The sequence below is a fragment of the Nocardioides antri genome (assembly GCF_008373765.1).
In the GTDB taxonomy this organism is placed as follows: domain Bacteria; phylum Actinomycetota; class Actinomycetes; order Propionibacteriales; family Nocardioidaceae; genus Nocardioides; species Nocardioides antri.
In genome coordinates this window covers 1-540 of sequence record NZ_VUJW01000027.1, presented here as the reverse complement: position 1 = coordinate 540, position 540 = coordinate 1, and the positions used below count along the sequence as shown (strand labels likewise).

Below are 540 nucleotides of genomic sequence, written 5' to 3'. Positions count from 1 at the left end.
TCCAGCGCCCTCTACTCGGCATTATCGGGCGGCCGCGGTGCCTGCGCGCGAGCTAGCTGCGGCGGTGGAAGCGGATGTCGCCGTTGGCGAGCTTGTCTGCGTGGAATCTTCGGTCGTGGGCGCGGTGGTGGTGCCAGGAGCAGAGGAGTACGCCGTCGTCGAGGTCGGTCTCGCCGCCCTGGGACCAGGGCTGCTGGTGGTGGGCTTCGCACCAGGTCGCGGGGATCGAGCAGCCCTCGGCGCGACAGCGTTTGTCCCGGAGCCGCATCGCCTTGCGCTGGGCTGCGGTGTAGAGGCGGCGGGTGCGGCCCAGGTCGAGGATCTCGCCCTTCCCGCCGAGGACCACGGGGATGATCTGCGCGTTGCACGCCATCCGCCGCGCTTGGGTCGCCGACAGGTTGTCACCGCAGGAGAGGTCTCCGTCCAGCAGACCGGCGGTCGCCAGGTCGGTCTTCAAGGCGTCCAGGGAGAGGGTGACCATCACGCTGGTCGCATCCCCGCCGTGGGCGGGAAGCTGGTCGGGGTCGAGGTGCTCGAGCA

At 70.4% G+C, this 540-nt stretch carries 1 protein-coding gene; it reads right to left on the bottom strand.

All coding sequences use genetic code 11. The features are described 5' to 3' along the window. Positions 1–52 precede the first annotated feature (52 nt). The coding region (locus F0U47_RS20280) for an HNH endonuclease signature motif containing protein (RefSeq protein WP_149752314.1) at positions 53–540 on the bottom strand (488 nt) is incomplete at its 5' end.